General features: G+C 42.2%; 15 protein-coding genes. 6 read left to right on the top strand and 9 right to left on the bottom strand.

Going from position 1 to position 25,045, the window contains the following annotated elements:
* Positions 1-4 precede the first annotated feature (4 nt).
* The 6 genes from K6V21_RS00505 to K6V21_RS00480 form a co-directional block, all read right to left on the bottom strand.
* A complete protein-coding gene (locus K6V21_RS00505; protein ID WP_224320525.1) occupies positions 5-1,294 on the bottom strand; it encodes a DUF4995 domain-containing protein in 1,290 nt (429 codons plus the stop codon).
* Between the two features lie 87 nt (positions 1,295-1,381).
* Complete coding sequence (locus tag K6V21_RS00500; RefSeq protein ID WP_224320524.1) at positions 1,382-3,052, bottom strand: RagB/SusD family nutrient uptake outer membrane protein; 1,671 nt, start codon at positions 3,050-3,052, stop codon at positions 1,382-1,384.
* A 22-nt stretch (positions 3,053-3,074) separates the two neighbouring features.
* Complete coding sequence (locus K6V21_RS00495) at positions 3,075-6,272, bottom strand: SusC/RagA family TonB-linked outer membrane protein (protein ID WP_224320523.1); 3,198 nt, start codon at positions 6,270-6,272, stop codon at positions 3,075-3,077.
* Between the two features lie 336 nt (positions 6,273-6,608).
* On the bottom strand, positions 6,609-7,775 hold the full coding sequence (locus K6V21_RS00490; RefSeq protein WP_224320522.1) for an aldose epimerase family protein: 1,167 nt from the start codon (positions 7,773-7,775) through the stop codon (positions 6,609-6,611).
* A 3-nt stretch (positions 7,776-7,778) separates the two neighbouring features.
* Complete coding sequence (locus K6V21_RS00485) at positions 7,779-11,813, bottom strand: two-component regulator propeller domain-containing protein (RefSeq protein WP_224320521.1); 4,035 nt, start codon at positions 11,811-11,813, stop codon at positions 7,779-7,781.
* Positions 11,814-11,851: 38 nt separating this feature from the next.
* Positions 11,852-13,750: a hypothetical protein gene (locus K6V21_RS00480; protein ID WP_224320520.1), complete on the bottom strand. Its 1,899-nt coding sequence runs from the start codon at positions 13,748-13,750 to the stop codon at positions 11,852-11,854.
* A 247-nt stretch (positions 13,751-13,997) separates the two neighbouring features.
* On the opposite strand from K6V21_RS00480, the gene K6V21_RS00475 reads away from it, so the two are divergent.
* The 6 genes from K6V21_RS00475 to K6V21_RS00450 all read left to right on the top strand — a co-directional run bounded on the left by K6V21_RS00475 (position 13,998) and on the right by K6V21_RS00450 (position 22,133).
* Complete coding sequence (locus K6V21_RS00475) at positions 13,998-15,968, top strand: sulfatase (RefSeq protein ID WP_224320519.1); 1,971 nt, start codon at positions 13,998-14,000, stop codon at positions 15,966-15,968.
* 48 nt (positions 15,969-16,016) lie between these two features.
* Positions 16,017-17,186 carry a heparin lyase I family protein gene (locus K6V21_RS00470; RefSeq protein ID WP_224320518.1) on the top strand — a complete coding sequence of 390 codons (1,170 nt, stop codon included), beginning with the start codon at positions 16,017-16,019 and terminating at the stop codon, positions 17,184-17,186.
* 138 nt (positions 17,187-17,324) lie between these two features.
* Complete coding sequence (locus K6V21_RS00465; protein ID WP_118435907.1) at positions 17,325-18,362, top strand: DHH family phosphoesterase; 1,038 nt, start codon at positions 17,325-17,327, stop codon at positions 18,360-18,362.
* Positions 18,363-18,465: 103 nt separating this feature from the next.
* Entirely contained in the window at positions 18,466-19,062 is a 597-nt protein-coding gene (locus tag K6V21_RS00460) for a DUF4827 domain-containing protein (RefSeq protein ID WP_217712680.1), read from the top strand.
* 37 nt (positions 19,063-19,099) lie between these two features.
* Entirely contained in the window at positions 19,100-20,488 is a 1,389-nt protein-coding gene (gene glmM, locus K6V21_RS00455; RefSeq protein WP_224320517.1) for a phosphoglucosamine mutase, read from the top strand.
* A 196-nt stretch (positions 20,489-20,684) separates the two neighbouring features.
* Entirely contained in the window at positions 20,685-22,133 is a 1,449-nt protein-coding gene (locus K6V21_RS00450) for an AAA family ATPase (protein ID WP_224320516.1), read from the top strand.
* Between the two features lie 509 nt (positions 22,134-22,642).
* Here K6V21_RS00450 and K6V21_RS00445 read toward each other — a convergent pair.
* The 3 genes from K6V21_RS00445 to K6V21_RS00435 are packed head-to-tail and all read right to left on the bottom strand — an operon-like array spanning position 22,643 to position 24,989.
* Positions 22,643-23,149, bottom strand: a complete 507-nt coding sequence (locus K6V21_RS00445; RefSeq protein ID WP_217712677.1) for an NUDIX hydrolase — start codon at positions 23,147-23,149, stop codon at positions 22,643-22,645.
* A gap of 2 nt (positions 23,150-23,151) precedes the next feature.
* On the bottom strand, positions 23,152-23,730 hold the full coding sequence (locus tag K6V21_RS00440; RefSeq protein ID WP_224320515.1) for an ORF6N domain-containing protein: 579 nt from the start codon (positions 23,728-23,730) through the stop codon (positions 23,152-23,154).
* Between the two features lie 29 nt (positions 23,731-23,759).
* The gene (locus K6V21_RS00435; protein ID WP_224320514.1) at positions 23,760-24,989 is read right to left on the bottom strand and encodes an S-adenosylmethionine:tRNA ribosyltransferase-isomerase; all 1,230 of its coding nucleotides are present in this window, start codon (positions 24,987-24,989) and stop codon (positions 23,760-23,762) included.
* Positions 24,990-25,045: the final 56 nt, after the last annotated feature.

Genomic DNA, 25,045 nt, shown 5'->3' with positions numbered 1-25,045 from the left:
TCGTTTAAAGCGATTTATAATCGAGTCCTTTTACCTGCATATACCGGGCCAATGCTTCCAGATAATAATAATCGGCATAATTGATAGGAGTATCAATTTCGGAACCATTGGGCAACGAACCTGTAGAGTGCATCAGGATAAATCCCTGATTCGTACCAACCTTTGCCAGATAAGCATCGGAAGAAAGAGACTTAAGCAGTTTTTCCGCATAGTCAAAATATACTTGTCCATCTTCTACCAAAGTGCTGAGTTCTATCAAAGCGGAGGCTGTAATAGAGGCGGCAGATGCATCACGGGGTGTTTCCGGGCTATCCGGCGCATCATAATCCCACAAAGGTATCGCATCCTCAGTCTTTACGCGAGTCATAATCAATGTTGCAATATCTTTGGCTTGCTGCAAGAAGACCGTATCTCCGGATTCACGATAGCAAGAGGTATATCCATATACTCCCCAAGCCTGTCCGCGTGCCCATGACGAATCATCATTTTTCCCCTGATGGGTACATTTCATTTCTACGCTGCCATCATTATTGTAACTGACTACGTGGTAGGATGAATGATCTGCTCTGAAATGATTTTTTAAGGTTGTCTCGGCATGTTTCAATGCGATTTCCTTATACTTGGAATCATTGGTAAGATGGTTTACGTAAAACAGCAGGTCCAGGTTCATCATGTTATCAATAATTACAGGGAAATTCCACTTCCCGAAATCCCAGGAGCGAATAGAACCTATGGTCGGATCAAAACGGCTGCATAAGTTATCGGCTGTTTGCACCAATGCCTGACGAACACTGTCGGCAGGAGCCAAGCGATATGCATTTCCATAACTGCAATTCATCATAAATCCGATGTCGTGTGTACCTTTATAGTCTTTTACCGGATACAAATAATTCGTGAATTTCACAGCATCGTTCTTTAATCCTTCAATGCCGGTCAGCTGGTACGTATACCACAAGTTTCCGGGGAAAAAACCACTTGTCCAATCATAGATGGAACTGCAATATCTGCGGCTTCCCAGAACATCCTTCACGGGTTTAACCCGTAAAGAGTCTTTGAAGGTTGCAGGATCTCTTTGTAACTGACTACAGAGAAAATCCATATCGTATCCCGTCCAGATGGAACGGGGCAACAAGACTGAATCTCCTACATCGGCCACTGTTTCTTCCAGTTGTTGAACAGAAGTATCTATTGCTTTTTTCAACCAGTCATAATCTTCTTCAGGTTGACTGGATGAACAACTGGAGAAACCCTGTAGTGTAGCAACTGCGTAACAAAATAATAAAAATCTTTTCATACAATACGTTTTATAAGTAAAGCAGATGGAGAGAGTATGAAACAGATTCTCTCTCCATCACAATTGCCAATTTTATATTTCCCGGATTTATTCGTAACCCGGATTATTCTGGTTATTCAAAGCCGGATTAGCCTGTAACTCTCCCAGTGGTATCGGGAAAAGTTCATGCTGGCCTTTGACGAATTTATCACCGGCTACATACTTACCTTTGAGTGCTTTGTCCATATTTCCTTGGAAGAACTTCAGTGCGTCGCCCAAGATACCCCAACGCAACAGGTCATATTTGCGCTGACCTTCGAAAGCTAACTCGAAACCACGTTCCCAATAAAGAGCTGTGCGGAACTTGCCGGCAGCGTCTCCATCCTGAATATATGGGAGATCATAAACTTGTGGAGCTTTCATCAGGCTGCTGTAGTTGGCATCGGTTATCGGAGTAGCTTTTGCGCGTTCACGTACCATATTCAGCAATTTCCAGGCTTCCGGGGTGTTGCCTGTTTCATTATAAGCTTCGGCTGCCATCAATACAACGTCGGCGAAGCGAAGCGGACAATAGTTCACTCCTGTGTTGTTGGGATCTACAAAACCTCCGGGCATCCACTCTCTGCGCCATTTGCCGGGATACCAGTCAGTCAGTTTTGCGTTTTCAACCTTATCATGTTTACCGGCATTTGCATTCCATTTGTACTGATAGGTACATACCATTACATCTCTGCGTTCATCGCCTTCTTCAAAGAAGTTTTTCCAGGCCGGCAGTACACGGAAGAAAGCATTGGCACGTCCCCATGCATCAGCAGGAGCATTTTTTCCCGGTGCCTCTACCGCTGGTCCGTTATAAGTAGCCCAAGTACCTGCATTGTCCTTGTAGCCGGCTCCTGTAGGATTGAAAGCAATTTCCCACAAACTCTCTTGGGAATTCAAGGTACCTTCTGAATAACCTCTGAATAACTGTTCAAAACCACCTGTATAAAAACCATGGTTGCCTTTGTTCTGGAAGGCAGTCCATTCGGCAATTACAGCGTTAAAGTATTCTTTTCTTTTAGTTTCGTCCGGGCGGGTCAATGTACCGTCTTGCTGCAAGCTGTACCCGGCACGTTGCAGATAAACACGCATCAGCAATGCATGGGCAGCACCTTGTGAAGGAACTTCCGGTGAAAGTGAAGCATTGTCTTTTTGCAGGTTTTCTTTAGCAAAATTCAGGTCAACTATAATCTGGTCATAGATTTCTTCACGACTTACACGACCTTTGAAAGATTCGTCATATCCGGCAGTATAAGTGGTTTTGAACGGAACATCTCCCCAGTATTTAATTAAATCGAAAGCCAGAAATGCGCGGAGGAAACGTGCCTGAGCCACTAACTCTTTTAAATTGGAATCTTCTTCGTAACCTGTCATCTTCTCAATACCGGCAATGGAAAAATTAGCACGGTCAATACCCAGGTATTTGTATTCCCATATGGATGCAATCCAAGTATTGGTCGGTTTCACCATGTAGTGGGCAATATCACGACGTGTGTTATCCGTACCTGTTCCTTGAATATAATAGGTATCATCCGAAGCAGGCATCGCCATTTCATATTGTCCGTAATGCTTGTCTATAGCCAGACAATCGTAAATACCTACTACTGACATTTTTGCCTGGTCCATAGTTTCAAAATAAGTGTCCTTCTCGTAGTAAGAAGTAGGTTTTTCAGTCAGGTCGCAAGAGGTGAATCCTGCTGCAATCAGTGCGCTTAGCGCAATCACTCTATATTTTTTCATTGTATTCTCCATTTGAAGTTCATTAGAAAGCTAAATTAATACCGAAAACAAACGCGCGGCTTCTGGGATAAGCACCAAAGTCAACGCCTGGTGTCAGACCATTTCCCATTGTAGAAACTTCAGGATCGAAGCCGGAATATTTGGTCCAGGTCAGCAGGTTAGAGCCTGTGGCATACAGACGTAATTTGCTCAATCCGACTTTTCTGATCATCTTCTTCGGGAATGTGTAACCTAAAGTAATGTTACTCAGTTTCAGGAAAGAACCATCTTCTACAGCCCAAGAGTGAATGTAAGTATCACCTGCTTCGTTATCATAAATGGCGGCTACAGTCTTGCCCTTGTTGATGTCTGCCATCTCCTGGGGATCTGTAATCAAGTCACCTGCCTTATTAACCAATACCCAGCGGTGCTTAGAATCAGCTACTGCCAAAACGTTTTTGTTCTGCAAAGCAGTTTTGGTGTTGGTCAGTTTGGTTGCATTGAATACATCGTTACCGATGCTATAGGTAAGGAATATACTCAAATCGAAATCTTTGTAAGTGAAAGTGTTATTGATACCACCGTAAAGTTTCGGATAAGCGTTACCAATGACTGTTTTGTCAGCTTCTGTAATTTTATTGTCTTTGCTGCCATCTATATTTTTAAACTTCCACATACCCGGTTTTACATTACCTTTTTCGCCTGCATACGGAACACCGTCTTTCAGTGTGTAAGTTTTAGTTGCTGCATCGTAATCAAAGTCAGATACTTGGTACAGACCATCTGTTACGTATCCGTACATCTGTCCCAAAGGTTGGTTCACGCCGATAATGTGCGTATTCTGGCTGTAACCGAAGTTAGCCTCCCACAACTGCACATCTTCTCCCGTCAGTTTCTTTACAGAATTCTTATTGTGTGACAGAGTGATGGATGTGTTCCAGGTAAAATACTTATTCGTAATATTGGTTGAGTTGATGGTTAAGTCAATACCTTTGTTTTCTGTTTCACCGGCATTGATAACCATGCTGTTGTAACCGGATGAAGTAGGCAGTTTGGCGTTTAGCAACAAATTGCTACTGCGGTTTATGTAAAATTCAGGAGAAATGGTTAAACGTTGATTGAAGAAACCGAAATCAAGACCAAAGTTGAAGGTTTTGTTAGCTTCCCACTTCAAGTCAGGGTTAGGAATCTGCTTGGAAACATAACCGGGCTGGGTGGAGTCTCCATTGGGATAAGTGACAGATCCCAATACAGCCAGACTAAGGTAACTGTCGATACGGTTGTTACCCGCCATACCATAGCCCAAACGAACTTTTAAGTCGGAGAAGATATTCAAGTTCTTGATAAACTCTTCTTCTCCCAGGCGCCAAGCTGCTGAGAATGCAGGAAAATAGCCCCATTTGTTATTCTTACCGAATTTGGAAGAACCATCGGCACGAACCGAAGCGGTAAACAAGTATTTATCTTTGAAGCCGTAGTTGAAACGGGCGAAGAAAGAGAGCAATTTATCATCATAGTTTTCGGCAGACTGAACTGCTGTCGGAAGCCCCAGTGAGAGGTCAGCCAAACCTATATCGTCATTCGGGAAGTTAGATGCTGCTGCTTTGAAATTACGGTTCCAACGGTCTACATATTCCTGACCTACCATGGCAGTCACATCATGACCTTTACCCGACCAGTTATAGTTCAATACGTTTGAAGTCTGGAAGCTACCGGTCTCTAGGTTTTGAATACTACCATTGATGCTTGAACGTTTTGCTGTGATTGACTTGTCTCCGTAGAAAACATCGTTGCGTCGTGTTTGGTAACGCATACCTGTGGTATTACGGAAAGAGAGACCTTTGAAAAGTTTCAAAGTGAAGCCACCGTTAGCCTGGAATGTACGATATTCACGATCATTCGTCTCTTCTGCCGCAGAAAGTAAGGGGTTCTGCATTACGTTACCTGAATCATCCAAGAAGATAGGGTCTTCATCTCCCAATAACAGGTCATCGGTTCCGTTGATACCTACTGTGGGGCGGTACTGCAAAATGTGCTGCATCTTATTGAAACGGTCGCCTCCTTCAGAAGTACCCATACCGGTAATTTTCATTTGGTCGTAACTGATACGGGCGGTGATGTCCAAGCGGTCATTCACTTTATGATTCATGTTGAATGAAATGTTGTGCTTGTTGTTGCCGCTATATACCATGGCACCGTCTTCGTCATAATAAGAATATGCCAGGTTATAATTTAATTTATCAGTACCACCGGAAACGCCTACACGATAGTTTTGTGTAATTGCCGTGCGTCCCAATGTTTCATCTTGCCAGTCCAGCCCTTTACGATTGCCATAGTTTTTTTCAAGGTCACTGTAGTTGCCGTAGATTTCGGTGAACTTTTTGATGTCTTTCTCCCAGTCGTCCGGAGTGGTAGCGTCGTAAACGCGACGTTCATAATCCAACATCGTAAATTCATAAGTAGAAAGTACATCCAGCTTCTTGGCTATTTTCTTGAAACCTACATAACTGTCAAATGTGACAGTCGCTTTTCCGTCTTTACCACCGCTCTTGGTAGTAATAACGACTACACCATTAGCACCACGGGCACCGTAGATAGCTGTAGCAGAAGCATCTTTCAGGATGTCGATTGTTTCAATTTCCGCTGGGTCAAGGGTAGACATACCGTCTTCACTGGGGAAACCGTCGATGATATACAAAGGTTCGTTACTTTGAGTAATGGAAATACCACCACGAACCCGAACAGAAATGGAAGCTCCGGGAGCACCTTCACTCTGCATAACCTGCACACCTGCCATGCGGCCGGCAAGAGCTTGTGTAATATCACTGGTAGGAACTTTTGAAAGCTCTTTGCTATTAACCGAAGCAACAGAACCGGTCAGGTCTTTACGTTTTACAGTTGCATAACCGATGGCTACAACTTCGTCCAGCAGTACGGCATCTGCCTGCAACGTTACATTAATAACACTCTGATTGTTGACTTTCACTTCCTGGGGAGTCATTCCCACATACGAAAAGACTAATACATCTTTAGATGCATCATTTACTTTCAGCGAATAGTGGCCATCTATGTCAGTAACAGTTCCAATACCGGCAGCACCCTTAATAATAACGCTACCTCCAATAACTTCATAACCTTCGCTATCGACTACCTTACCAGTAACTGTCAGACTTTGCGCGTATGCAATCGTACTGACGAAAGCGAGGAAAAACAATAAAATTGATTCTTTTAATTTGAACATAATAAATAAATCTAAGGTTTAACTTTAGAGATCATTTTTGTGACGGCAAACTTACTGCAAGCGCAAAAAAAAGTGGGAAAGTATTGTTTTTGATACTCCCAATTTTATGCTTTTTGCATGCTAATATTGTTCACCTTAGAATGTTTTTGTGTAAAATGTGCGCCACAGAGTCCTATAGAAGGGGTATGTGCCTTTATTCAATAAAGAAATAATATACAGGATTGATTGCTGAAAGACCATTGAGGTATCTCCGTATCATGTCCGTACCTCCTCCGTAGTATCTCCGTACCATCTCCGTATCTTCTCCGTAGTATCTCCATACTCATGGATACGGACTCAGTACGGAGGAGGTACGGACTTGATACGGAGGTGGCATTTCGTTGCTGGTGAATTTTCAAATTTATAGATTGTTGTCTGCCGGTAGATTTCGCCAGGTCGCAATACTGTAGAAGGAAATTGGGGTTTATTGGGGGAGTCTGGGAAATGCTGCATTTCGAGGCAGAATCCATAGTATTTACCGTAATTTCTATTGCCATGCCCATTCAGATAATTCATGTTGGAACTTGGAATATAAAATTGCATCCCGGGTTCAGTAGTATATGCTTTCAGTATTCTTCCAGATACAGGTTCTGTGACTGTAGCTACTAATTCCAAAGAATCCGGGTGCTTATTTAGCTTATAATTGATATCATAAGTTTTTCCCATCATCCGTTGGATTTGTTTTTCGGCTGTTCGTGGAGTTCTGAAGTCATACTCCGTTCCTGCAACTGCCTTCAGCTCTCCGGTAGGGACTCCTGTTGAATCTACCGGAGTAATTGAGTCCGCATGCAATGTATAAAGATGGTTCAGTACAGGCTCTTTACAGCCGGTCAGATTGAAGTAGCTGTGATTGGTGAAATTTACAACAGTAGGCTGATCCGTGGTTGCCGTATAATCCAGGATTACTTCATTGCGATCAGTCAGTTTATAAGCGATTGACAGATTCAGATTGCCAGGAAATCCTCCTTCAAGGTGAGCGCTTTTATAAGAAAAGACAACTATTGCCGTGTCTTTCACTATATAAAAGGTATCTGTTTCGAATACTTGAGTATTGAATCCCCGGCTTCCGCCATGAACAGAATTTCCTTTACTGTTCTTTTCAAGTTGAAAGATCTGGGTATCCAGGCAAAACTCGCCATGCTTGATTCTATTGGCAAATCTGCCTACAGTGGCACCAAATTTAGGATGCTTTCCCAGATAACTTTCTAAGCTATCGAAGCCCAGTACTACTTGTCCGAAGTTTCCCTTTTTGTCGGGTACGGAAACGGACGTTAGCGAGGCAGCAAAGTTGGTGACTTTGATTGTCATTCCATTCCTGTTTGTCAAACAGAAAAGCCGGATGGATGTACCATCTGCCTTAATTTGTGCGACTTCACTGACAGAAAGGGTTAATGATTGGGGCTGTTTACATGCTGCTAACAAGGACAGAACAATGAGTAGTGCACATATCTTGTGTTTTCTCATATCTTATTTCTTTCCATATTCGGTAGGCAGACAACCTATATACTTCTTGAAGCGTGCTGCAAAATAAGAAGGAGTATTGTAGCCTACCATAAAACTGATTTCTGAAACATTGTATTTTCCTTCCTGCAAAAGCTGACATGCGCGGCTAAAGCGTATCTTGTGGATAAAGTCAATAGCTGACTTCCCTGTTATTGCTTTTAGTTTCAGATGTAGATTAGAACGGCTCATATTCATTTCACGCGCAAATTGCTCTGTGGAAAATTCTACATTGTCCATGTTCTTTTCAATCACTGCAATCGCTTTTCTGAGCAGTTCTTCATCCATCGTGTTATTGGTAAGTTCCTCCGGTTCTATTTCGGTGGTATTGGAATAGTGTTCGAAGATGCGATGGCGTGTACGTAGCATGTTCATAATCTTTGCTTTCAATACTGCCATAGAGAAAGGTTTGGCTATGTAATCATCTGCTCCTACCTGTAAACCTTCCAATTGATATTTAATATCTGCTTTGGCAGACAGCATATATATTGGAATATGACAGGTGCGTAAGTTTTGTTTTACCAACTTACATAATTTGGTACCATCCATTACGGGCATCATGACATCTGTTATAATCAGGTCAACTTCATTCTCTTTCAGAATGTCTAATGCCTTTTGCCCATTTTCAGCTTCCAGCATATTGAATAAGCCGGACAATCCATTTACCAGATATTGCCTTAATTCTTTATTATCTTCTACCACAAGGAGTGTTCCTCGTTTATTTGTATCCTCATCTTCTTTGTTTTCTATATCGGCTTCTTCTTCATCACCGATATATACGTCGTGCGCATTCGTAGAGTATACCCGTTGATTGTCTGCGTTCTCTTCTCCTCCAAGCAGTTCTTCACGGTTATATGCAGATTTATCTTGTGGCAAGTAAATGGAGAAAGTAGAACCTTTTCCGGGCTCACTCTCTAATGTGATCTTTCCATGATGTAATTCAACTAATCGCTGTACAAGGGAAAGCCCAATGCCACTCCCCTCACGTCCACTCTCCACTTGATAGAATCGTTCGAAAATCTTCTCTTGTTTCTCTTTAGGAATACCGATACCTGTATCTATCACTTGCAGTACAAGATTCTGCTCCTCCAGATACAGTTTTACCGTAATGCTTTCTCCTTCTTCGGTATATTTAAATGCATTCGACAGTAAGTTATTAACAATCAGATCCAGGTAGTTTTCATCGAATAGCAGTTCTTTATCCTGCAATTCCGTATAGAAATTATAGTCTATATCTTTTTTCTTCGACAAACTTTCATAGTTCATGAAACTATTCAAGACCTTCTTGTAAGCATTGGCACTCACCAATCTTAGTTCAAAGATTCCCAATTCTGCCCGCCGGTAATCCATCAATTGGTTGACCAAATGCAACAAACGGTTTGTATTTCTTTGTATATACAGTAGTTGCTTATGTTCCCAATGCCCTGATATGCGACTTAGCAATTCTTGCAAAGGTGCCACAATGAGAGTAAGCGGAGTGCGCAATTCGTGTGATATATTAATGTAAAAACGGATTTTCATCTGATTGATTTCTTCCCGTTTCTCCTTGTCCAGTCTCTCCATAAGGATTTCAGCCTGCATGCTTTTACGCAGCCAGAAGTAGCGGACAATACCGAATACCATCAGCATGAAAGATAAGGCAAACAATGAAAGCGCCCACCAGGTACAGTACCAGACTGGTAAGATGCGAATATGAAGTAGGGTCGGTTCCTCATTCCATCTACCGTCATTGTTTGCTGCTTTTATATAAAAAGTATAGTCACCGGCCGGTAAATTAGAGTATGAAACCGGACTGGTATCATTCTGTCTGTACCACTCATCATTGTAGCCTTCCAGTTTATAAGCAAAAGTATTGTGCTTGCCGGCGATATAGTTAGACACTACAAAAGATATGGCGAATGAATTCTGAAAAGAGGATAGGGTGATATGATCTGTATATTCAATTGTTTCACTCAATATTCCCGTTTCATCGTTGGGAAGGACTTCCTTATTATAAACAAACAGCTTGTTGATTACCGGTTTAGGAGCATAAGGATTGTCAATCAATGTTTCCGGGCGGAATAATGTAATACCGTTGACACCTCCGAACAACATGTAACCGTTATCTTTACGACAATAAGATCCGGCATTAAACTGATTTCCCTGCAAGCCGTCCAATATAGTAAAGTTACGGAACTTTCCATTTTCCGGATTCAGGCAACTCAAACCTTGATTGGTACTTATCCACAAACGAGCGTAAGCATCTTCCATGATGCCATAAATAACATTACTCGGCAAACCATCTGCCGTGGTATACTGCAATAGCTCCTTACCGCCTTCTTTCATGGCAAAAAGCCCGCTACGTGTTCCGATCCAAATATATCCCGATGTAGATTCATAAAAGCAATTTGCAAATGCTTGCTGTAGTATCGGGTCTATATGGAAATCTGTATTGGTCAGGAAATCAGTTTTTGTCTGATTATAAACGGAAACCCCCATCTCACCTCCTACCCATATACGTTTCTTGGAGTCACGAAACAGCAAACGATTATATTGTTGTAATTTACGTCCATTTTTATCTTTATCAATAATCGTAAAATTGCGCTTGTCTATATCGAAGTGCAAGAGATGTTCCAGAGAAGCGATCCATAGTCCCCCGTTCTCATCTGAGATGATGGAATAGATATTGTTACTGGGTAAGTTACTGTTCTGGCGATTGAAGTATTCCACCTGTCCCGATTTGCGTTGGAGTACCATCATGCCTCCGGCATGGGCTCCCACATATACTTTATCATGTTCCTCGTCTACATACACTGTTTTAATATCCTTGAAAGGCACATCCAATGATCCTGATTTAAACAGATAGTTCTTGTATAATTTTGAGGTGGAATCATAGAAATTCAATCCGCCATCACTTGTTCCGATCCATAGGTTATGTTCACTGTCTTCTACAATGCAGCTTACTACATTATTACTAAGCGAATTCAGGAAAGGAACATGCTTGATACGTTGAAAACGGTTACAAAGAGGATGATAATAGTTCAATCCGCCCCAATAAGTTCCCAGCCACATACCACCTTGAGAATCTCTGAAAATGCTTCGGACGGAGTTCTGTGATAAACTTCCTTCTTGTATCTCGGAACTTCTTATAGAAGAGAAATTATCGGTTGCCTCTTTATAAATATTCAGTCCGCTATAGGTGCCTACCCATAAACGATTTTCCGTATCCAGCTCCAATGAGCGTACATAATTGGAATTTAAACCGGGCTGTTCACTTTTATACCGATAGTTCTTCAGTTCCTTGGTCTTGGAATCGTACATAAATAGCCCATTCCCCTCGGTTGCCATCCAGATACGGCTGAACATCTGACATAGAATAGCATGTATTCGTACGCCTGCAGGCATACTTATCAATCTTTCCAGTTTTCCTCCTGATAGTGTATAAGTGTATAGCCCATCTTCGGCACCTATATAAATGTATTCTCCCTGACGTTTTAAAGCGGTTGGTTTCAGCAAATGCAGTGAAGGCAGAGTATCATTCAAAAAGCATTCTTTTTCTATATCAAAAAGTAAAATACCTTCCGTCGTGCCCAGCATCAGCCAGTTTTCTTTAATGGGGGCGATGTTGTTTATAGGCACATTGATGCCATTCTTTTTATAGTAGTAATTGGAGAAAATGTTTTTGCGATGATTGTAAAGAGACAGACCTTCACGTGTTCCTACCCATATATGATCTGAATCATCGATGGCTATGCATCGGGTTATATCGCTGGCAATGCTATTGGGATTCGTATATTCGTGGCGATACACGGTGAAGTTGTAGCCATCGTATTTGTTCACGCCGTCGTATGTGGCAAACCATAAATTCCCTTCTTTATCCTGATTAATTGCAAATATCGTGCTGTGTGACAACCCATCTTCCATGCCGATATGAGAGAAATAAATATCTTCCGTTGCTCCGGCATTCAATATATATGGAAATAACACTCCTAAAAGTACTGACAAAATTTGTTTTTTTTTCATAGTTGTATCCTATTATGAGGTATACTTATAATAATATATTAACGAAAAAGAATCTTTAAGTGAATTTTCTTCTTCGGATTATTGGGAATTATTCGCAAAGGTACAAAAGAAAAACCAGGAACCGGATTAAATATCCGTCTATCTTTATCGGTTGGCGCTACTTCTATATGTCCGGCTGTGCAGATGATAGATAAGGTTCCTCCACCTTTGTTTATAGATGCTTCTTGGGGAGTTACTTTAACCTCTTCTGTAGGTGATGAGATGACCGGTAGCATAAGATATGCAGCATCATGGCAGTTTTCTACGTTTATTTCGATGCCTTGTTGGGTATAGGTATAATCAACTGTAATTGGAATCTCCCCCTGAGAAGGCGCTTTTTGATTAATGTCGACTAAATGAGTATTCACGGTAAACCGATAACCATCTTTTTCTGTATCGCAGATGATATCTGTATTCAGGTCATCCAGATTGCTATATACAGTTCCATTTTGCATTAACTCGATCCGCGGTGTACCTCCCATGATATACTGACGGCTATTACTCTGCATATTAGGCGCTTCAATCAACTGGTACTGATTCATTGTAGCAGCAAAAATAGGTCCAGCCTGTGTATGCCACAACATAGAGAGTGCACCTCCCATCGGATGAGTACCTTTGATTTTATATTCTGCATCATATCCGGTGAATGTAGCACGCCAGGGGCCTTGAGAGATAAGCCAGGTGTGGATATCCTTGAAATATTTTATACCATAGGTTTTATCACGCGGGAGTTTTGGGGAAGAAGTAATATTCAGGGGAGGAAGTTCTAAAAAAGAAGTGATTGCTTTGGCGTGACCGAATGTATGATGAATGCATGGAGGGATACCGGAAACCCGATAATGCATGCCGCCATAAAGCAGACCTTCGGAAGTGGCCTTTTTCAATAATTGTACATTACGGTGGATTGCTTCTAAATATTCCGGATGTTGGGCAGCCATCGCATAATATCCTCCCATAAAACCATCACTGGTGCGTCCGCCCCAATAAGTCCATTTGAAACTACGGGTTCCCCAGCTATTGTCCCAGGCACCATCGGGCAACATAAACTCCAGATGAGTAACCATTGAACGGTCAACGAGAGCCAGTAAATCAGTATCTTTTGCCATAAGGGCATAATATACCATATTCGGCAAGGATTCTTCTACATTATAAAGCAGGTCTACCGGAAGACAGCCGTTTTTTGTCTTTGATCCTATATTGGGTCCTTCGCCATATAGAAAAGTATCGTTTTCAGTGAAAAAGTTTTTAAGATCGGCAGCTATCTGACGGGCTTCTTCTTGAAAATCAGGTCGGTTACACATCTCTCCAACCGCATACAATGCATAGGTGGCTGAGGCTGAATAATTCACGTTCATATTCCGCATACCTTCCCGTTTGCGGCTGTATATAAAAGGAGTTGCCAGCATGAACTCACCTGCTTCTACCAGCCTCTGTTTCCAATGGTTCCGGGTAGAATCATCTAATAAATGCCCATGGTAATGCAATGCTTCATAAAGAGCTATGGAAGCGAAGACTGTTGTACCGTTCCAGTCGGAGACATGTACATCGTTCATCCACGAGCCATTGGGAAGATGCACGTTTTCCATCCAGGCCATCAGGCGTTTGGCGGCAAGAAGGTATTTCTCTTTGTGTGTTTTATCAGCCAGATACATTAAGGGGAGTACGGCATCTCCGATGCGCCCATGAATGCGGGCACAGGCAGGGCACAGGACGCCACCATTGAGAGACGGATGTAAATTGTCGCATTGATAAGCCAGGAATGTGTCCATCCATTCCGTTAATAACTTTTCTGATTCAATACGTAAAGAATTATCGAATGATTGATTGTTATGGTTAGCCTCTTGGGCAGATAAGAATAATGTGTTTAACAGTAATAGTACTGAGATTAAGTTTTTCATGTTTTTTTTGATTAGATTATTATTTCAAAAATAAAGTTTATTCTCCGGTCTTTTCACCTCTTTTATATAATATCTTATCCACATTTGTCTATGGGTAACCGTAATTTTGTTGAATCCCTGCTAATATTGTCGAAATATAGCTTGCCGAAACAATATTAGCACTCTTTTCGACATAAGAAAACGCTTGTTATTCATAAACGCCCTACTTTAGCCACAAGAAATTATTATCCTTAATACATACTATTTTATGAGACACTTACCTTTATTGATGTGTACTGCTTTCTGCGGTTTGTATTCCTCACAAACCAAGGCGGCTGACAAAAAAAACGAAAGGCCCAATATCCTTTGGCTAACCTTCGAAGATACCAGCGCTTATGAATTTGGTTGCTATGGCAATGGCGATGTACATACGCCCAATGCAGACAGCTTGGCCGCTCGTAGCATACAATTTATGAATGCATGGTCTGTGGCTCCACAAAGTTCGGCGGCCCGTTCATCTCTTATCACCGGATGTTATTCTTCAACCTACGGAATGGATATACATCCGGTTCCTTATGATACTCCGGCTGATATATTCTTTCCTCAAAGATTGCGTGAAGCCGGGTATTACTGCACAAACAATAGCAAGACACATTATAACTCCACTACAGATAACAAAAGCTGTTGGGATGAATGTAACAATAAAGCTTCTTATAATAGTACTAAACGTAGGAAGGACCAGCCTTTCTTCGCTGTATATAACACAGTAACTTCACACATGGGACGTATCCGTACTTTCCACACTGATGGACGCAGGGATTATACTCAAGAGGGCATTTTCCCACAACAACTTACTTTACCTTCCTATGTGCCCGATTTGCCGGAAGTGCGGTCGGATTATGCAGGTCATCTGGAAGCGGTACAGGATGTGGATACCTGGTTGGGGATCTTCCTGAAAGATTTAGAAAATAAGGGATTGGATGACAATACCATCATTTTCTTTTTCAGTGACCATGGCGGTTGCGTGGCGCGTGGCAAAGGTTATCTGTACGAAAGCGGACTGAAAGTGCCTATGATAGCCTACTTTCCTCCTAAATGGCGGCACCTGGCAAATGGAGCTGAAGGTAAGGAAAATGGTTTGGTGAACTTCACCGATCTAGGGCCTACCGTACTTAGTCTGGCAGGTATAAAGCCTCCCAAACATATGCAAGGAAAGGCGCTTTACGGCAAGTTCGCCAGTAAAGAAAAGCGTGAAGTACAGTTTGCATTGGCAGCCAACCAGCTACACCACTTCATGCCGGTACGCGCTGTTACGGATGGTCGCTTCAAGTATATTCGTAGCTATATTCCCTACCGCCAGTTTGCTCTGCGCAATTATTATCAATGGGGAATGCCATCCAATAAAGCTTGGGACAAACTGGTGTTGGGAGGTCACAATACCAATCCGGACTGGAAGCAGACTTTTGAATCCCATCCGGCAGAAATGCTGTTTGACCTTGAAAAAGATCCGGATGAACTGCATGACTTATCCGCTATTCCCGAGTATGCGGAAACTTTATCTAAAATGCGTCAAGCGTTATCCGACCATATCCGTACTACTAATGATTTGGGCTTTTTCCTTCCCAATTCACGCACCGGACATATACTTTATGAGAAAGTACGCAAAGAGAAATATCCCTTGGATGAACTTTATGGGCTTGCCGAAATTGCGGGAACAGCAACTGTAGCGTCTCTCCCCATATTGGAGAAAGCTATTGCCAGCCCTCTGCCGGAGATGAGATTCTGGGGAGTAGTAGGATATGCAAAACTTGCCAGAGAGAATCAAATTAATATTTGTCCGCAAACTTTATTGGCACTCCTGCAAGACGAGAATCCTTATATAGCTTCCGAGGCAGCCTATACCGTTGTTTATCTGGGTAAAGCACAGGAAGGTATTGCCCGCCTTATTACTCCGGTTCAAGAAAAGGACAGAAAAATAGGTTACTCCTCTTTGGAATGTTTATCTTTAGACCCCGAAATGCGCGACTATATCCGTCCATTTTTGTCTGAGCTGAAAGAAGCCGCTGAAAATTTACCACGCCTTGAAAATGAAGATGCCGGACTTATGGCACGCGGTATCCTTGTAAATTTGGGTGAAATGGATATTAAAGATTTGCATGGCCCCGAAGCCTACAAGAAAGGTTTGAAATTAAACTATGGCCGAAGGGCAATGGTACCTCTGCCTAACTCCTTCGAGTAAACTCCATCTAACTCCTGATTCGTATACATTATTAAATATCAATAAAGAATGAGAACCACTGTATTAATCCCCCTTTGTCTTTTGTCTTTGGTAACAGCAAGTCCGGTCCGTGCACAGTCAGATAACTTAACACCCCTGAAAGAACGCGTAAATGTGCAGGCTGATTCAGCCCGTACAAATCAGATTATTGACGGGCGTTGGGTGGCCGTCGGTACTAATAAACCCCATACCATTCAGTTGGATTATTCCCGGCCTTTCCAAGGCAAGCCTTCTTATCGCTTCGAGCTGAAACAGGAAGACAATACTTTGGAAGGCTATGCCCGGGGGGAAACCAAAGGTCGTGCCGAATTGTGTTATTGTTATGCTGTTGCCAATGATTTCCGTAACTATCCGGCAACAGAATATCTTAATGCACAGAAAATGAAGACTGTATACCACTACGGTAAAGGTAGTTGTCCGCAAGGCTCATCCATGAGTTATACATTCTCTGTTTACATTCCGCGGACTTTGGATAAGGAAGTGTCTACCATCTTTGCACAATGGCATGGTATGCCGAGTCGTACACTTGTTTCCGACCCTGACGGTAAGGTGATGAGACTTAGCGTTGAAGAATTCCTTGAGTTGGAAAAGAGAATGATTTTCAAGAAGAATATAGCCCATGACAAAATAACTAAAATCAATTCCAAAGGAGATACAATCTATAAAGCCGGAAAACCTAATGGCTGGCTGATTGAGCAAGGTGGCTATCCACCTCTTGCCTTTGGCTTTTCACAAGGCTATTTCTATATTAAAGCTAACTCAGACCGCAAATGGCTGACCGATAAAACCGACCGTTGTAATATAAACCCGGACAAGGCAGAGATTATGAAGCCCGTAACCTCCACTTATAAAGCTTCGACAATAGCCTACAAAATGCCGTTTGATTCCTTTCCGAAAGATTGTTGGATAACCTTCCGGGTGGATATTGACTGGACTCTGTACGGGAAAGAGAAGGAGACCATTCTGAAGCCCGGTCTTCTGGATGTGATTATGTCCTGTCAGCAGGCTGGAAAAGAAGTTAAGAAACATATTGTAAATAAGGAAGAGATACTAATAGGGCGCAATGATGAAGAAGGTTATTACTTTAAATTCGGTATCTATCGTGTTGGAAACAGTACTACCCCTGTTCTATACAATCTTGCCGGTTACGAAGAGCATGAAAAAAACTCCGGGAAATAAGTCTGTGGGCAAGGACTAAATAAAACCTGCACTACTTTCCCTCAACTCCCGAACTTTTTCGTACTTTTGTCGCTTCAAATTGTTATAGATGAATGGGGGGCACTCCAGCCGTCTGTTTGTAAATCATAGATTAAGCGTATGTTGACTAAAGTAATCGAACAAGCTAAGATAGACCGTTTTGCCAGGTGGATGGGGCATGCGGAGAGAATTGTTATTGTTGCCCATGTAGCGCCGGACGGCGATGCCATAGGCTCTTCATTGGGTTTGTGGCATTTCCTCAATTCGCAGGATAAGGTGGCAAATGTCATTGTGCCGAATGCCTTTCCCGATTTTCTGAGATGGATGCCGGGCAGCAAAGATGTGTTACTTTACGATCACTACAAAGAATTTGCCGATAAGCTGATATCTGAGGCCGAAATAATCTGTTGTCTGGATTTCAACGCTTTGAGTCGTATTGATGCAATGGCAGATGCCGTAAAGGCAGCAAAAGGGAAAAAGATATTGATAGACCATCATCTGTATCCCGAAGAATTTTGTGATATTACAATTTCACATCCGAATATATCTTCCACTTCCGAACTGGTGTTCCGTCTGATATGCCGTATGGGTTATTTCAATGAAATTACCAAAGCAGGAGCAGAGTGTATTTATACCGGTATGATGACCGATACGGGTGGCTTTACCTATAATTCCAATAACCGGGAAATCTATTTTATCATCAGCGAGTTGCTTTCCAAGGGCATCGATAAAGATGATATTTACAGGAAAGTCTATAATACTTACTCTGAGAGCCGTTTGCGGTTGATGGGATATGTGCTTTCGCAAATGAAGGTGTATCCTGATTATCATGCAGCCTTGATTTCGTTGACCAGAAACGAACAGGGACGCTTTGATTATATCCGGGGTGACAGTGAAGGATTTGTAAATATTCCTCTGAGTATAAAGGATGTGGTGTTTTCCTGTTTCTTACGTGAAGATACGGAGAAGCCAATGATTAAAGTTTCGTTGCGTTCGGTAGGCACATTTCCCTGTAATCAATTGGCTGCCGAATTCTTCAATGGAGGTGGACATTTGAATGCTTCCGGCGGTGAATTCTATGGTACAATGGATGAAGCAAAGAAAGTTTTGGAGCGTGCTTTAGAGAAGTTTAAGCCTTTACTCAATGCGAAAGGATAAAAAAAGAGGGGCACAAAGGTTAAAAGATACGAACTTTCCTCGTAGAGCTTTCAACTTTCAACGAAATCGAATACTTTTGTACGGAATTACTAAATAACAGATAATGAAGAAACTTACATTATTCTTTTTGTCCTTGCTGGCATGTGGATTGGCTTTCCAGGCTTGTGATAATACCAAGACTTATGCAGAAATGCTGGAGGACGAAAAAGATGCTATAAAGGCATTTATACGGGACAGTAGTATCACTGTTATATCTCAGACTGAATTTTACAGAAATGACTCGACTACAAAGGAGAATGAGTATGTGCAGCTCGCCAGCGGTGTATATATGAATATCGTAAACAAAGGTTCGGCTAATTTGGCCGATACCGTAAAACCGAACGATCAGATATTGGTTCGTTTCTCAGAATATAGCCTTATGGATAAAAAGGCAACAATATCTAATCTGGGTTATGCAGAGGTAGTCGATGAATTTAACTATAGAGTAACAAGCTCTTCTATTGCCGGTCAGTTTACACAGGGATTTATGCTTAGCTATTATGGTCCTGCTGTCCCTGCCGGTTGGCTAGTGCCGTTGGATTATGTGCGTGATGGTGCGTGCGTTAAACTGATTGTTCCTTCCAAAATGGGACATAGCTCGGCTATGCAGTCTGTATACCCTTATTATTACTATATTCAGAAATATCAAATCTATAAATAATTATAGTATAACCAACAATCTTTAAATCATTAACCTAATGACTCTAATCAAATCTATCTCTGGAATCCGCGGAACCATTGGCGGAGGAGCGGGTGTGGGCTTGAATCCGCTTGACATTGTGAAATTCACATCAGCGTATGCCACACTTATCCGCAAAACGTGCACGGTAAAAAGCAACAAAATTGTAGTAGGACGCGACGCCCGTATTTCGGGTGAAATGGTGAAGAATGTAGTAGTAGGTACTCTGATGGGTATGGGCTGGGATGTAATCGACATTGATCTGGCTTCCACTCCGACTACTGAATTAGCTGTAACCATGGAAGGTGCCAGTGGCGGTATTATCCTGACAGCATCGCACAACCCCAAACAATGGAACGCTCTGAAATTGCTGAATGAACGTGGTGAATTTCTGAATGCTGCCGAAGGCAATGAAGTACTTCGTATTGCTGAGGCAGAAGAATTTGACTTTGCTGATGTAGACCATCTGGGCTCGTATCGCAAGGATTTGACTTATAATCAAAAACATATAGATAGTGTGTTGGCGCTCAACCTGGTAGATGTAGAGGCTATCAGAAAAGCGAATTTCCGCGTGGCTATTGATTGTGTAAACTCTGTGGGTGGTATCATTCTGCCGGAATTGTTGAAACAACTGGGTGTGCAGCATATAGAGAAGCTCTACTGTGAGCCGACAGGTGACTTCCAACACAATCCTGAACCGCTTGAAAAGAACCTGGGTGACATAATGAACCTGATGAAGGGTGGTAAGGCGGATGTGGCTTTTGTTGTTGACCCTGACGTGGACCGTCTGGCAATGATTTGCGAAGATGGAAAGATGTATGGTGAAGAATATACACTGGTAAGTGTGGCTGACTATGTGTTGAAGCATACTCCGGGCAATACGGTTTCTAACTTGAGTTCTACACGTGCGTTGCGCGATGTAACCCGTAAGTATGGTAAGGAATACTTTGCTTCTGCTGTGGGCGAAGTGAACGTAACCACTAAAATGAAGGAAGTAGGCGCTGTAATTGGTGGTGAAGGCAATGGTGGAGTTATTTATCCGGAAAGTCATTACGGTCGCGATGCATTGGTGGGTATTGCTTTGTTCCTGAGCCATCTGGCACATGAGGGTAAGAAAGTAAGTGAACTGCGTGCAACTTACCCGTCTTATTTCATGGCAAAGAACCGCGTAGACCTGACTCCTGAAACGGATGTGGATGCTATTCTGGCTAAAGTGAAAGAGCTTTATAAGGATGAAGAAATCAATGACATCGATGGAGTGAAAATAGATTTTGCTGATAAGTGGGTACACTTGCGCAAGAGCAACACCGAACCGATTATTCGCGTGTATAGCGAAGCTTCCACAGCGGAAGCAGCTGAAGAAATCGGCCAGAAGATAATGAAGGTGATTGAAGATCTGGCGAAGTAAGCTAAATTAATCAAAAAAAAGTCCCGCCTTTCCGGAAGAGAAAGGCGGGACTTTTTTTTGATTAACGTAGCCGATGGAATCATAATTTGCGCAAACGGGGGTGAAAATTGGTGTTTGCGCAGATTATAAGTTTATAATTTGCGCAAATGGGCGTTTTTTATTATGTTTGCGCAAGTTATAAATGGAGGAAAGACCGATGAACATAAAGTTGATAGGACGTAAAAAGGAATTGGAAGCCTTAAGGGAATACATCAGTTCCAATAGGTCGGAGTTTGTAGCGGTCTATGGTCGTCGTCGTGTAGGAAAAACATTTCTTATCCGTCAGATGACAGCGGACAACTTTGCTTTTTATGTAACAGGGATGGATAATGCAAATATGAAAGAGCAGTTGACGAACTTCAGCATTGCTCTTCAAAGGCATAAAAAATCGACTACCTTGTCTGTACCCGAAAACTGGATCTTGGCTTTTTATGAACTTGCCCGTTATCTGGAGACATTACCCGATGGGCCGAAGGTGATCTTTATAGACGAACTGCCGTGGATGGACACGCCTAAATCGGGGTTTGTCAGTGCACTCGAGAATTTCTGGAATAGCTGGGCAGCCGTTCGCACGGATGTGAAGCTGATTGTTTGCGGTTCTGCCACTTCATGGATGATAAACAAGTTGATAAAGAATCGCGGTGGTTTGCACAACCGCATTACGCACCGGATGATTATTGAACCTTTTGTGCTTAATGAATGTGAGCAGTACTTCATGGCGAATGGTTTCTCTTATTCCCATCGAGACATTGCAGAGTGTTATATGGTGATGGGCGGCATTCCTTATTATCTTTCTTTTATGCGGAAAGACCGCAGTTTGGCGCAGAATATTGACCGGTTGTTTTTTGAAAGTGGAGCAGAGCTGTCCGATGAATTTGAAAACCTCTATCGTGCCTTGTTCAAGAATGCCGGTTTGCATATACAGATAGTAACTGCACTTGCCACGAAGGCTAAAGGACTGAATCGTAAAGAATTGCTCAGGATCACAGGACTGACCAATAACGGAGCTTTTAGCATAGCCCTTGAAGAATTGGAGAGTTGTGGTTTTATTCGCCGGTATGAACCTTTCGGAAAGCCGAGGATGAGCCCGACAGGAAGGTTGCAGCGGGATGCTTTGTTTCAATTGGTGGACTTCTACACTTTATTTTACTTTCGCTTTATACGTACCAATCGTTATCGCGATGAACATTTCTGGACTACTTCGCAGAACACTCCACTACATGCCTCGTGGAGCGGTTATGCCTTCGAGATGCTTTGTCTGGACCATGTGCGGCAGATAAAGGCGGCACTCGGAATAGCTGGTGTGCAGACGTTAGTTTGTTCATGGAGTAGTTCTACTGTAGATAAAGGGGCACAGATAGACTTGGTAATTGATCGTAAGGATGAAACTGTAAATCTTTGTGAGATGAAATATTACTCTACGGTGTTTGCGATAGACAAAGGCTATGAAGAAAAGTTAAGAAACAAGATTGCCGCTTTTCGAGAAGAAACAAATACACGAAAGTCGTTGATGCTGACTTTTGTCACCACTTACGGGTTAAAGGAGAATATGTATTCCGGTTGTGTTCAGAGTCAGGTGCTTTTGGACGATTTGTTCAAGGAATGACGGTGTAACTTTGCTTTTTTGTCAAGAGCAGATTTACATAAGATTAACAGACGGGAGGCTCAAACTTCCCGTTTTTGCTTTCGGACAGACCGTCTGTTTACCTCAAACGCATCATCCGTTTACCCCGAACGCATCATCTGTTTGCCTCAATTGCATCATCCGTTCCGCAGGGCTGAATAACCGAAATGCCACACCTCAATAATCCGAATGCCACACCTCAACAACCTAAATGCCAGCCATTTCACCTGTTGAGGTGTGGCATTCGGATTATTGAGGTGTGGCATTTCAAATGGGAACAGTAGAGATAAAAAAAGAACGGAGAAGCGATGCCTCTCCGTTTATGCTAATTTAAAATTGAATCTTAAATAGATTTACCGATACAAATATACGACATCAAGGAGGCGATGTCAAGTGTTTAGGGGATTTTTTTATTAGAAGTTGCAGATTAATGGGATTATTTTAAATAGATGCTTTGATAAAGTTCTGCATGATTACAGTTAGTATCAAGGTTAAAGTGGTTCGATCACTTTCTCTATCTCCCCCTCAAAGTTCGGTGTAAACACACCTTTCCCCATATTCTCTTTAATCTCCTCTATGGTCCAGAAACGACCACCGTCCAATTCATCGCTTGGTTGTATCTCGCCGTCGTAAACCGTTTTGTGTACAAAGACAAGCTCTTTCTCGCGTGCAGATTCAAAGACGTAACTCGTAATGGTTTCGGGAGTAAAGTCGGTGATGCCTAACTCTTCCCGTACTTCGCGCTTCAACGCCATTTCTACACTTTCGCCCAAATCTACATGTCCTCCTACGGATGTATCCCACTTTCCCGGTTGGATATCTTTCCATTCGGGACGTTTCTGCATATACAGTTCACCTTTGGAATTGAAAACATGAAGGTGAATTACCGGATGTAATAGTTTGCTGCCACTGTGACATTCGCCACGGGTAGCGGCTCCTGTAATATTTCCCTGTTCATCGACAAGAGGAAACATTTCCTGGTTATTATCGCTGTTCATTGTCATAAATCATTTTTGGTGAATCCTTTCACGGTAACACGCCCGGGATTAGATTGGTTAAGTTGTAGTTTGAGAGATATCTCTGCAATGGCATTGAAAAGGCTTTCATGATCTTGTTCGTTACTTTCCAAATCTTCGGCTATCTCGGATAGTTGTACTTTTATTTGTTCTAATTCATCCTTTACGGAAAGACTGCTTTCTTTGCATGCAAAAACAAGTTGGCGCATCCGCGTAAATGTTCGCATTGTATTGATGTTGATTTGAATGGCAAGCGGGCTACGCAGAACAGATGAAAGCATTGATACACCATTTTCTGTAAAAGCAAATATGTTTGTAGAGCCAACATTATATTCAGGGGATATCACATTTTGTGATACCCCTATGTGTATCAAGTTGTTAGCTTCTTCTTTGGTGAGCATAAACATAAAATCCTCAGGAAATCTTTCAATATTCCGTCTTACTGCCTGTTTTAATGTTCTTGTTTCTATTCCATAGAGTTCTGCTAAGTCAAAGTCCAACATGACTTTTGTGCCACGCACTTCGTATATCTTATTTTCAATTAATATTAGTTCGTCGTTCATAATTAGGTATTTTAATTTGTATATACAGGTTAGGGTATTATTAATGAAGAATCCCCATAGCTTAGAAAACGGAAGTCATGACCTAATGCGAAGTCATATATTTTCCGCCAATTGCCTTTTACAAAGGCGGAGACGAGTAATAGTAAGGTGCTTTGTGGTTGATGGAAATTAGTGACCATGGCGTTTACAATCTTGTAGTCGTATCCTGGTGCAATAATAATTTGCGTACTGGTGTGCAACGCTTCCATATCATGGCGGTTCAAGTAATTGAGAATGGCCTGCAACGCTTTTACAGATGTGATACTTGCAGTCTCTTCAGCTGTTTCATAAGGCTGCCATTGATGAACATGAAGTTCTTCTTCTGTTGCATTCGGATTTTTCAGAAGGGTGACACCGATATGGTAGAGACTTTCCAGTGTTCGTACGGAGGTAGTGCCTACGGCAATTGCTTTTCCGTTGTGAGCAATCAGATTTTCAATTGTTCCGCGAGAAACAGATATATATTCGGTATGCATCTCATGTCCTTCGATTTCTGCGCTCTTTACAGGTTTGAAAGTTCCTGCGCCTACGTGCAATGTCAATTCCTCCAAATCTACTCCTTTTTCTTTTAATGCGTCCAGTACACGGGGAGTAAAGTGCAACCCGGCGGTCGGAGCGGCTACTGAACCTTTTATTTTAGAATAAACAGTCTGATAAGTTTCCTTATCACTTTCTTGTGTATCCCGGTTCAGATAAGGCGGAATGGGAAGTTCGCCGAATACTTCGAGGATATCAGCAAAAGTTATCTCCGGATTATCCCAACGGAAATCTACCCAATGGCTGGTGCCGTGGCATTCACCACGGGTAGCAGTCAAAGTAATCGGTTGCTCTTTTACAGTCATTTCCCGTTTCAGCGTACCTTCTTTCCACTTCTTCAGATTACCGATCATACAAAGCCAGGCGGCATGTTTGGTTTGCTGGAAATTAAGCACATAATCGTTCGGCTCAATCGGTTCCAGACAAAAGACTTCAATGAGAGCACCGGTTTCTTTACGGAAGTGCAGGCGTGCCTGTATCACTTTTGTATTATTGAATATCATCAGACTTCCCGTCGGGAGATAGGATGGAAGTGAAGTAAAGCGGTCTTCGGATACTTCACCATGGCGGTAGACCAGGAGTTTGGACTGATCGCGCACTGGTAGAGGGAATTTTGCGATACGTTCATCCGGTAACGGATAGTTAAATTCACTGATACGGATATGTTTTGGATCTTCTTTCATGATAAACTTCTTTACGGGCTGCAAAGGTACGGATATTTATTCTCTTTTTTCTATCT

This window comes from Bacteroides cellulosilyticus, from assembly GCF_020091405.1.
In the GTDB taxonomy this organism is placed as follows: domain Bacteria; phylum Bacteroidota; class Bacteroidia; order Bacteroidales; family Bacteroidaceae; genus Bacteroides.
Note: the sequence above shows the minus strand (reverse complement) of the source record. Positions and strands in the feature narration are given on the sequence as shown.

Excerpts from the sequence above, each read along its gene's own strand:
- glmM (WP_224320517.1), top strand. The coding sequence starts at position 19,100 with ATGACTCTAATCAAATCTATCTCTGGAATCCGCGGAACCATTGGCGGA.
- K6V21_RS00445 (WP_217712677.1), bottom strand. The coding sequence starts at position 23,149 with ATGAACAGCGATAATAACCAGGAAATGTTTCCTCTTGTCGATGAACAG.
- K6V21_RS00470 (WP_224320518.1), top strand. The coding sequence starts at position 16,017 with ATGAGAACCACTGTATTAATCCCCCTTTGTCTTTTGTCTTTGGTAACA.
- K6V21_RS00435 (WP_224320514.1), bottom strand. The coding sequence starts at position 24,989 with ATGAAAGAAGATCCAAAACATATCCGTATCAGTGAATTTAACTATCCG.
- K6V21_RS00490 (WP_224320522.1), bottom strand. The coding sequence starts at position 7,775 with ATGAGAAAACACAAGATATGTGCACTACTCATTGTTCTGTCCTTGTTA.
- K6V21_RS00495 (WP_224320523.1), bottom strand. The coding sequence starts at position 6,272 with ATGTTCAAATTAAAAGAATCAATTTTATTGTTTTTCCTCGCTTTCGTC.
- K6V21_RS00450 (WP_224320516.1), top strand. The coding sequence starts at position 20,685 with ATGAACATAAAGTTGATAGGACGTAAAAAGGAATTGGAAGCCTTAAGG.
- K6V21_RS00460 (WP_217712680.1), top strand. The coding sequence starts at position 18,466 with ATGAAGAAACTTACATTATTCTTTTTGTCCTTGCTGGCATGTGGATTG.
- K6V21_RS00505 (WP_224320525.1), bottom strand. The coding sequence starts at position 1,294 with ATGAAAAGATTTTTATTATTTTGTTACGCAGTTGCTACACTACAGGGT.
- K6V21_RS00440 (WP_224320515.1), bottom strand. The coding sequence starts at position 23,730 with ATGAACGACGAACTAATATTAATTGAAAATAAGATATACGAAGTGCGT.
- K6V21_RS00475 (WP_224320519.1), top strand. The coding sequence starts at position 13,998 with ATGAGACACTTACCTTTATTGATGTGTACTGCTTTCTGCGGTTTGTAT.
- K6V21_RS00465 (WP_118435907.1), top strand. The coding sequence starts at position 17,325 with ATGTTGACTAAAGTAATCGAACAAGCTAAGATAGACCGTTTTGCCAGG.
- K6V21_RS00500 (WP_224320524.1), bottom strand. The coding sequence starts at position 3,052 with ATGAAAAAATATAGAGTGATTGCGCTAAGCGCACTGATTGCAGCAGGA.
- K6V21_RS00480 (WP_224320520.1), bottom strand. The coding sequence starts at position 13,750 with ATGAAAAACTTAATCTCAGTACTATTACTGTTAAACACATTATTCTTA.
- K6V21_RS00485 (WP_224320521.1), bottom strand. The coding sequence starts at position 11,813 with ATGAAAAAAAAACAAATTTTGTCAGTACTTTTAGGAGTGTTATTTCCA.